Below are 10,404 nucleotides of genomic sequence, written 5' to 3'. Positions count from 1 at the left end.
CAGCCCGCATCGATCCGTACCAGGTCGCCTCCGCAAGTACAACTGAGGGTATGCTCAGTAGTCCCGCGAGTAACGTTACTGTAAATAGTTTCTTCATGATTTACTCCTAAGGTTTAATCAATGAATTGAAAAATTGTCAAATTTGACTATTACGGTCGTAATTTTATAGGGCATGACAGCGCAATTTAAAGCAGGTCACCGAATATATCGAAAATATACGCTGCGACTCGAATAGATGTTGCAAAAATGCAACGTAATGGACGCTTCCCATTCTTTTACGAGCTTTCGGTCCAATCATCACCATAGCTGAAAAACTGAAATACCGCCCGATGATCCTCACCGATCTCAATACGACTTCCCTCATAGTCCACCTCTTCAATGTCAGTAAAAATCCGCTCAAGACGTTTTGCCATTGAACGGTCCGGACTCAGATAGCAGACCCAATCCCACCGTCGCGCTCGACGCGCCAAAAGATGCCCCAGCAGAATCTTACGATAGTCACTCTTGGTTTTCACACTGCGCTCCACTTCGATAGCGACCCGGGCACCGCTGCGATCCCGAACCGTCGCATCAGGATAAATCCCGCTCTTTTGCAGCAGTCCCGCAGGCCTCTGCATCTGCCACTGGCTCCAGCCGGCACGTTCCGCGACAAGACGCAGGCGTTGGAGATCAAGGCGGTGCAGGACACTCTTCGGATTCAGCATCTTCTTGACAAATATCGGACGATCCGCCGTAACTCCCGAAATCAACTGGTATTCGTCGACCCCCTTACGTGTGATCCCCCAGTAGTCTCCCGTGGAACTCGAGCCGATCCGAAGTTCATGACAGCGGATTGACTTTCCTTCAGCCAGTGCCGCCAACAGCTCCATCCATTGTTCTTGCGCACCGTCCCCCAGCAGATCCCGGATGATGTCGATATGAGTCCAGGTCTCCTCGAACAGGAATCGCAACAGTCTCGTCTCGGGCGCCTGATCCAAAAGTGGTTCCGACGGTGTGTCGCAATCATCGTCAGCAACCGTCGATGCCGTAATCCGCTTAAGAACATTGATGCCAACTGGTTCTGCCACTTCCGCCGGAGTCGGACGAAAATCCATCCTGTCAACCCGGATGGCTTTCGCTCTCGCCAGTGTCGCAATTCCGGCACCGATACACACCGCACACCCTTTGGGCATACTCATCACTGTATTGACATCATACAGATTGCGCTCAACCTCCCCGATACGCCGGACTTCTGACAGCGATTCCGCAAGTTCCGGATTTCTCGCAGTCTCGGCTCTTTGCGTTGCCACCAAAATCCGTCCGCTCTGATCGGACACCCACGATGCGGTAGCCTGATCGGCGGGGCGATACAGCCATTTGATCGGTGTCGTATCAAGGATCGTTGATCCCACCGCGGATTCAGAAAGATCCGATCCACAGTTGCCGAAGTCGCCCAGCGACTGATGTGCCAGCAATATGTTGCAACCCTTGTCCCGGATCGCACCCAGAGAATTGACTGCTGTGACACTCAGCAGATACTTGAACTCGTCAAGGAATACTGAACAATGCCGTGTTCGCTCCCGCATCCGTTCGATGATCTGCACGATTCTGACAAACAGCATTTTCTGAAGTATGACAATCGGATCATTGCGCATCGAACCGACGATGTAGATGCAGCCACCGCCGCGCAGCGGCGCGCAGAGATCCACACCTTCCCGGGTTTGAACGCATGGCAGCTCAGCCACCTCGTCAATCGCTGCAAAGAACGCTTTTGCACCCGTCATCAGACTGCCGTCGGTCACAGACTTCGCCCGATCGGCCAATTCCTTCAATGAAAGCGCATCCTCGCCCGCTTGACCAGCTGCCAGCCTGGCAGCCTTCCGATCGTCCAGACGATAGAAATCCGCCTCAGTACCCTTGCGGCCCAGTTCCAGCCCCGCATACAGCATCTCGGCGACTTCTCCCGACGTCGAACTCAGCAACGGATTGATCTGCGCGACAGCCTCATTAAGATCGACGTACCGGAAGGGCACTCCGGCACGTTCACAGGCCGCATGAAGCACGCTTGGAGCCCACTCGTCGCGCTTGGGATCGAAGACAAAAACCGCATCACCGTACTTCAATGACTGCGTCAGCGTGATCCCCGCCAACATCCCCTTGCCGGTTCCAGGCGGCCCCATGATCTGCACATGACTGCTTTTCCATGTCGGCCGATCGATCGTGACCTCCTCGCCATCCAGTCCCAACCCCAGAAACATCGCATCCTTCTTGACTGCGCTGTCGAACTGCGCCGAAAAGTCAACGTCGGCCAGATCCGAGAATCCATGCCGCACCTCGCGGATGTCAGTCAGCGATTCACAACGACCAGCCCGTCGGACACGCCTGTCAAGATACCCCAGCAACCAAGGCTCAAACTTTCGGCCTGCGATATAGGCAAGTATGACACCAATGACCAGACCAAGGCCGAAACTGACGGAAATCCCCCAACCGGCACCCGGGACAATCCGAATGTCCTGGCTTCCGACCAGGACAGATAGAAAATAAAGCCCAATGCAAAGCGGAATCGCACCGCCGAAAAACCGCACCGCGAAAGTGACCCAACTATGATGCTTGCGGAACATGAACAGCGTCCTCAGCCCCAGTATCATCAACACAGGTACAACGGGTGCTGTGATTTGTAGCAACCAGCCTTCTGTGATTGCCAAAGAGGAGGTCAGACTTTCGATTGCTGCTGCAATATCCATGATCGGATGTTCATTATGGCGATTGCATCACGAATATCAAAACTGATTTGTTCGTCCGCTGCGCCTGTCGGCGGAATGTGGCACCAGCGTCTCCCCGAACCAGCATGATCTGCATCGTATGTATTTCCGCTTGCGCCGCTCAGTGACCGATCGACTCTCTCAACTTCGGATCGGCCTCAACCCTTTGGATCCCATCCGGCACGGAGCCGAAGTGCGTCTTACGTTCAGTTCCCGTCACATCCGATCTCATCCATCTACGGTTCAGTCTGACTGACACCGCCCGCCAAATGCGAGTCGATGACGTCCCAGTCAGGCATGGCGTCGGACGCGGCTTCGAATGCTTTGCCGGCTTCGATCACCTTGCGATCGGCGTAAGTGCGTGCGACCAACTGGATTCCTGTCGGAACACCGTTATCTCCAAGTCCGGAAGGCACGGCAAGTGCCGGACAGCGGCTCAGCATGTTGAACGGATAGGTCAGCGACCATTGTTCCTCGTCAGCAGCAATGACTTTCCCATTGATCTCGACCTCGCTGGACGGCCAGGTAAAATCGGCAGGTATCCGGTTGGTTGCCAACGTTGGACACACAAATAGATCGAATCGGTCCATGATCGGACCGAAGGTCTGGTACATTTCCACCATGACTTGCATCGCGCGCAGATATTGCGCGGATGACGACCCCCGCGCCCGCTCGATAAAGTACACGGCGTATTCGGTCAGATCTTTGCGATGGGTATCCAGAAGATGTGAGAACGTCACCGCCCAGTTGTGCGACCAATACGTTTGCGCGGCCTGGATGATCTCTTCATCCCAGCCAAGTTCCACTTGCTCTGCAACCGCACCTAGAGATTGAAAGGTGTCGAGTGCCCTCATCGTGTTGCACCTCACGCTATCGTCGACCTCCATGAAGCCCAAGTCCATGGAGAAAGCGATTTTCCATCCATCAAGACTTCTCGCAGGCGGTCCGGCATCCAATCTGACCCGGCTCCGAAGTGAGGCGACATCCTTGTTGTGCGGTCCTGACATGACGTTCTGCAAAAGAGCGATGTCGCGGACCGAGCGGGTCATCGGACCCGAGTGGCTGAAAAAATCCAGATTGAATACCGGCACCTCCGGGTTTCTCCCATAGGGCGGCTTGTAGCCGACAATGCCGCATTGCGCGGCGGGAATCCGAATCGACCCGCCGATGTCTGTGCCCGTGCCGACCGTGACCATTCCGGCGGCCAATGCCGCACCGGTACCGCCCGACGAGCCACCCGGAGTCAGTTGCGGGTCCCAAGGATTGCGGGTTACACCGAATAAGCGGGAGTGACACGATCCAAGCAGGCAAAACTCCGGCGTCGCTGTTTTAGCAATCGCAATGGCGCCAGCTCTCAGCAATCGATCGATGACGACATCAGAGTGGTGATCCACACGGTCTTGAAAGACTAAAGACGAAGAGGTTCTGCGGGTTCCCTTAAGGCGAAACTCGTCCTTGACGGCAACCGGCAATCCCTCCAGCCTGCGCGCCCGTTTGGCAAGGTAGCGAGATTCCGATTTTCTCGCTGCACCCAATGCCTGATCGTAAAACGTATCGGTAAACGCATTGATCCTGGGCTGCAAGGATTCGCTGCGCCTGATCTGCGCCCGGATCAGTTCAACCGGCGACAGCTCACCGCGATCAAAAAGAGCGAGCGCGTCTGTCGCCGAGAGGTAGCAAAGTTCGCGATCCGACATCAGTCTGCCTTGTTGTGCATAGCGATGGGGAATGATGTTGATAAGTACCGTAGCTAGAAACCAGAGTCAGGCGATTGCCTGCTCTCGTAAACTATAATTTTGTGCTGAAGTGCTGACTGAATGCAACCACATCTTCAAATGAGGCTTTTTTTGGCAGTAATTCCGATGTTCTGAGCAACATCACACCATCCGCCTGTGGATTTCAGTTACATCAGCGTACTTTGATGGTTGTAAAGCCGTTTCCACTAGATCTTCAATGACCGCAATGCCAGGTACTGGCGAAAAGGGGGAGAGACTATCCTGAAAGGCAGGTGAACGAGAATCTGATTTGACCTATCGGACGTTAAGTTTTCTGTAAAATGCTGTGGGTTATATGACTCATCAGAAATGTGTAATTGAATCGCCAAATGTAGGAAGCCTCTCAGAATTAACTTTCTTCAGTACAGAAGATTGAGAATTTTGTGAGCTGAACTACTCTTTGAATCAGTGAATCTAGGTCGATTGGAACAAATTGAAGTCTTGCCTTTTTGGATTAGATTGTGAGTGACTGGTCTTATCCGTTACGGCACATTTCCATTCGTGTACCTTGGCACGATAGTGGATGGGACGGTACTGTCTGCAAGAACCCTGAGCGGAACACGTCCTGTCTGAAGCTCATCAATATTGCAAATCTGAAAGATGAAAGTGAGGAGCAAGCTCTTGCTGGTCAGTCTCTAGTTGATATGGATGCGAATCAGTTGCCACCATGCGTGATGGAACGCGCAACGTTCATGGCTCCTTTTCCACTAGAACGCTTTCACGAGCACCCTTATGTAAAAACCTCACCTGAAACTCATCAGCATTTCAGACCTACCCGTCTAGCGTACCCAGCATACGCAGCAGCGGGATTGCCGTTTCGCTGGTTAATGAAACCAGTTGTTTTCGGAGACGAGAAACAAGGTGGGCGCGGACTAATAAATAGGTTTCCTCTGGACGTAGACCTATCATACGAGCCGAAACTGAATTTCAGCACGCACTGGGTCCAAGACCATCGAAATCATCGCGAATTGCTTGACTGTTTCTGGAACCACGTACAGCCTAACGAATCACTTGTATTTTTCTACGCCAAACAGGTGCCTCTCGTTGAGGATAGTGGAAGGCGCGTCCTTATTGGTGCAGGACGCGTACAACATTTAGGCCCTTTAATTGAATACGATTATGATGGCTCGACTACTGGAAATATTCGGAGCCTTATGTGGGAACGTATGGTTACTCACTCGATTAGGGCGGGTTTTACGGATGGCTTCCTTATGCCTTACCACAAAGCTCTTGAGAAGTCGGATGACGGCAGGGCGTTTAATCCCGCTGAAGTGGTTGCATTCGCGCCGGAGAATAGTTTCACTGAATTCTCGTACGCGACCGAACATGTCAGCGACGATATAGCTATTGCTTCATTACTGGCTTGCCGAGAAGCGTTGCTCAGGGCCGGAGAATTGTTCGATGTTTCGACAACTCACCAAGAAACTTGGATAGACAAACAACTTGGGCGCTTGTGGAAAAAACGCGGTCCCTATCCTGGAATGGGCGCGGTACTCGGTGCGATGGGCGTGCCGATGGCCAACTTTGTGACTCAAAAGATGACCGACAAATCAGGTGAGGACGGAAATCCTTGGGATGCCTGGCAAGAGGCAGTCTTTGACCCGAGCAAGCATTTCCCTGAGAGTTTATTGGAGCACATTGATAGCACGGTAATCAGGAGTTGGCAACGTTTGCAAAATACAACCCGTCAGCAGTTTCTAGAGTTACTTTGTCGAATTGATCTAAATGATACTCAGGCTGAAATACTGGCGATCCCAGAAATTAGGAAACAGAATGGTATTGATGCCGCTGACGAAGACTATATTCAAAACCCATATCTCGTATACGAGTCGACCCGATTAACGAATAATCCGGTTGATATCGGCACGGTAGATCGCGGAATTTTCCCAATTGGTTCTTTACGTAGACGCTTTCCGCTGTCAGAGACTATTGGAATGAAAACCGCAGTTGATGGTCGTCGTCTTTGTGCACTCACAATAAGAGAATTGGAAACGGTAGCGGAACGTGGCGATACCCTTATGCCTCAGAGCGCTGTCATTACCAATCTCAGCGAAGGGGAGAGGGGTCGAGATGAGAGTGAAACGCACGTTACCGCCGACTTATTATCAGTAGCTGAGGACGAGAATTTCGTTGGAAAAATCCGCCTTGTAGAAATGTCGGATGGAAATCGTGCCTACCAATTGGAACGTTTTGCTGAAACACGAGAATTGATTAAATCTACGGTTGTGAAACGTGTCAATAGTCTACCTCACAGAATAGACGCAGACTGGCGAAAAACACTCGATGAGCAACTTAAACGATTACCCGATGATCCAGTTGAACGAGAAGAGGAAATTAGAGCCAGGAAAGAGAAAGTAGAAGCCTTAAAGGAACTAGCGACGAGGCGGTTTTCGGTGCTGATAGGTCCTGCTGGAACTGGTAAGACCACATTACTGTCTGTACTTTGCACCCATCCAGAAATATACGAGGACGGCGTTCTGATGTTAGCACCAACTGGCAAAGCTCGAGTGCGTATGGAAGGTATGGCGCGGCAAGCTGGAATCCAAAATCTGCAGGCATATACACTCGCCCAATTCCTTGTCCGTTCTAAACCAGTTCGCTATGACGGGGTAACCGGTCGATATAGAATGACAGGGCAATCTGGCGAAAGAGTGGCGCGCACAGTCATTGTTGACGAGTGCTCTATGCTCACTGAGGAGATGACAGCGGCACTTTTGGAAGCTTTGAGTGGTGTACATCGCCTAATATTTGTCGGAGACCATCGTCAACTCCCGCCTATAGGCGCGGGACGACCGTTTACAGATATTATTGCTTTTCTACGTCCGGATGATATTGAAGCTCGGTTTCCACGCATAGCTGTGGGCTATGCCGAACTAACCGTTCCCCGACGTCAAGATGTCGGGGAGCACGATGATTTGCAATTGGCCACTTGGTTCGGTGGGGGTGCGCTTAACCCCAGTGACGATACTGCATTCGAGATTCTATCAGGTCAACGTAACAGCAAGAACTTACAGTACCTCCAATGGGAAACGGCTGATAAACTCGAAAAGTTGCTATCAAAGTCACTAGCAGAGACGCTTGAATTTGATTCTGAGAGGTCGGAGTTCCAGTCCTTCGCTCTCAGTTTGGGTGCGAATCTCGACAGCAATGGCTCTGCATGGTTTAACAGAATGCGGAATGAAAGTGACTCGAGTGCAGGCAGTAGGGCCGAACATTGGCAAATACTGAGCCCGGTACGGCAATGGCCTTGGGGAGTGGATTCCATAAACCGTATGGTTCATCTGAGTTATAGAGGAAGGGACATCCAGAAAGCCAAGAACTCAGGTAAATATCGCAACATTGCGGCTCCAATGGGTGATCATCAAATTATCTATGGTGACAAGGTGATGAATAACCGTAACAGGTCGATATGGAAGAAACGTATTTTTCCTGAACCGACCAGTGCCGGTTATCTCGCTAATGGGGAAATTGGAATCGTTGTAGGGCATCGAAGGACAAAATATCGTAACTTCAATCCCAATACATTGGAAATTGAATTCTCGACACAAATTGGTCAAGTCTTCAAGTTTTGGAAATCTGATTTCGACGACGATAGTGAGGCTGGACTCGAACTGGCATATGCTTTAACTGTGCACAAGGCGCAAGGTAGCGAGTTTGACGTTGTGTTTTTCATACTACCGAACACACAACTATTCCTGACTCGTGAGTTGATATACACTGCCCTGACACGGCAGAAACGGAAGGTGGTAATACTGCATCAGGGATCACCCGCTGAGCTGCAACAATTAACAAATGAACGGTATTCGGCAACTGCTACCCGTATTACGAATTTGTTTTATCCACCGAAGTTAGTTACCGTCAGCGATAAGTTTTTTGAGGAACGACTGATTCACCGTACAAGTCGAGGTGAACTGGTACGTTCCAAGTCGGAGGTGATAATTGCTAATTTGTTACATGCCAAAAAGATAGACTACCACTACGAGCATCCGTTGGAAATTGATGGCATTGTGAAATTTCCCGATTTTACGATTGAAGACGATGACACAGGAATCACCTACTATTGGGAACATTGCGGAATGCTAAGTCATCCCGAGTACCGACGAAATTGGGAACAGAAAAAAGCATGGTATATGCAGCAGGGCATTCAACCCATCGAAGAGGACGGCGGAACAAGAGGCACTTTAATTGTTACTTACGACCAAAAAGATGGAGGAATTGATTCCTTAAAAATCGAAGCAGAGATTGAAAAGATAAGTAGTCCCTGGCAATCTGAAAGATAGCACTGCATGACAACCTCACCTTTGAAACACCCAAATTCTTGGGACCCGACAGTGCCTGGTCAGAGAGTTCGATTGGTAGATAAGCCTGGCCGCATCGGAACAACCACAGGTACGACAAAACTAGTAGGTAGCAAAACGCTAGTTCAAATCGATTTTGGTCCCAACGAAAAACAATACAAGAGTTATGATTTACTCGAACTCTTCGAGCCTATTGATGACTTGTTTGACATTCTAGCCTCTGGAAGATTCGGCGACGCATCAGATCTACGACGAGTACTAGCATTCGAAAAAATCAAGGGAGAATTGACAAATATCTTCTATTCGATGGAGGCGAGCAATACGGAATTCTTCCCACACCAGTTCAAAGCAGTATTGAGATTTGTAGAATCACCGGTAGGTCGACTGCTAATCGCTGATGAGGTAGGTCTGGGAAAGACAATAGAAGCGATATACATATGGAAAGAGTTACAGGCGCGCGAAGACGCCCGGCGTTTGCTTGTGGTCTGTCCTGCCATGCTCCGCGAAAAGTGGCAACGCGATCTTCGGCAAAGATTCAATATTTCAGCGGAGATCGCGAACGTATCAATGCTGACGAAAATACTGGAGAATCGATCAAACTCACAAGCATTCCAATATATCGTTAGCTTCGAGTCTATACGCCCTCCGCGCAACTACGATGATTTAACTTACCAGGGAAAAAGAGCAATTTTGGCGCGATTGTTGGAGGGAAACAAAGCAATCAATGAGAATGCATTGATTGATTTAGTAATAATTGATGAAGCGCACTATTTGCGAAATCCTGAAACCGCCAACAATCGGTTGGGACGATTACTCAGAGAAGCGGCACATCATCTTTTGCTACTAACAGCGACACCTGTTCAGATATCTAACGATAATTTGTACCAGATATTGCGGCTCATTGACCCAGATGAGTTTTACGACTCGCAGCTATTCGTGGAGAGAATAAACGCAAACGCGCCGATTGTTGAAGCTTTCGGATGTCTCCGGAATCAGCCGACAGACTTTAGAGGAGCTGCTGACTCGATCAACAGAGCTCGAAAATCACCGTACTTCAAAGACGACGACGTGTTGAAACTAATTCAGCACGATTTGGAACGAAAGAACATTACTGCAGAGCGTCGCATAGAGTTTTCCAAATTGTTGGAAAGTAGATCGCTTCTAAGTCAGTATATGGTTCGAAGTCGCAAGCGAGAAGTGCTTGAAAACAAGGCTCGAAGAGAGCCCCAAGTGCTTACAGTTAATTTTTCGGAAATCGAACAAGCAATTTACACTAAGGTGACAAACAATCTTTGGGATAATCGACAAGAGGAATCGGAGGCACCGCAGTTTGCGATTATTATGCGTCAACGACAAATGGCAAGTTCGCTGACCGCCGCGTTAAGAGCTTGGCAAAGTAATGAGGCGTTCGACGATCAGTTTTGGGAGGATTTGGGACAAATAGAAGACTCCGAAAGCAACAAATTCACCAATGAGGATAGAAACAACGGTTCATTATCCGCCATTAATTTGGAAGAACTAGAAATAGCAGATACTGAGGCGTTTTCGTTGGAGCGTAATTCCGTTGCTCTGCGTAGCGGATTATCGCAT

Annotated in this window: 4 protein-coding genes; 2 read left to right on the top strand and 2 right to left on the bottom strand. The window is 49.9% G+C overall.

The window, feature by feature from the left end; all coding sequences use genetic code 11:
* Positions 1-275: 275 nt before the first annotated feature.
* Together OXI60_01545 and OXI60_01540 are read right to left on the bottom strand one after the other, a co-directional pair.
* Positions 276-2,723 (bottom strand): TraM recognition domain-containing protein, encoded by a 2,448-nt coding sequence (locus tag OXI60_01545; protein ID MDE0308503.1) that lies wholly within the window; start codon positions 2,721-2,723, stop codon positions 276-278.
* Positions 2,724-2,977: 254 nt separating this feature from the next.
* Positions 2,978-4,438, bottom strand: a complete 1,461-nt coding sequence (locus OXI60_01540; protein MDE0308502.1) for an amidase — start codon at positions 4,436-4,438, stop codon at positions 2,978-2,980.
* 539 nt (positions 4,439-4,977) lie between these two features.
* Here OXI60_01540 and OXI60_01535 point away from each other — a divergent pair.
* Entirely contained in the window at positions 4,978-8,796 is a 3,819-nt protein-coding gene (locus tag OXI60_01535) for an ATP-dependent RecD-like DNA helicase (GenBank protein MDE0308501.1), read from the top strand.
* 6 nt (positions 8,797-8,802) lie between these two features.
* A partial coding sequence (locus tag OXI60_01530; protein MDE0308500.1) for a DEAD/DEAH box helicase occupies positions 8,803-10,404 on the top strand: 1,602 nt, incomplete at its 3' end.

Source organism: Acidiferrobacterales bacterium, assembly GCA_028820695.1.
GTDB lineage: Bacteria > Pseudomonadota > Gammaproteobacteria > Arenicellales > JAJDZL01 > JAJDZL01.
The sequence above is the reverse complement of the archived record's forward strand: the minus strand, read 5'-3'. Positions and strand labels throughout refer to the sequence as shown.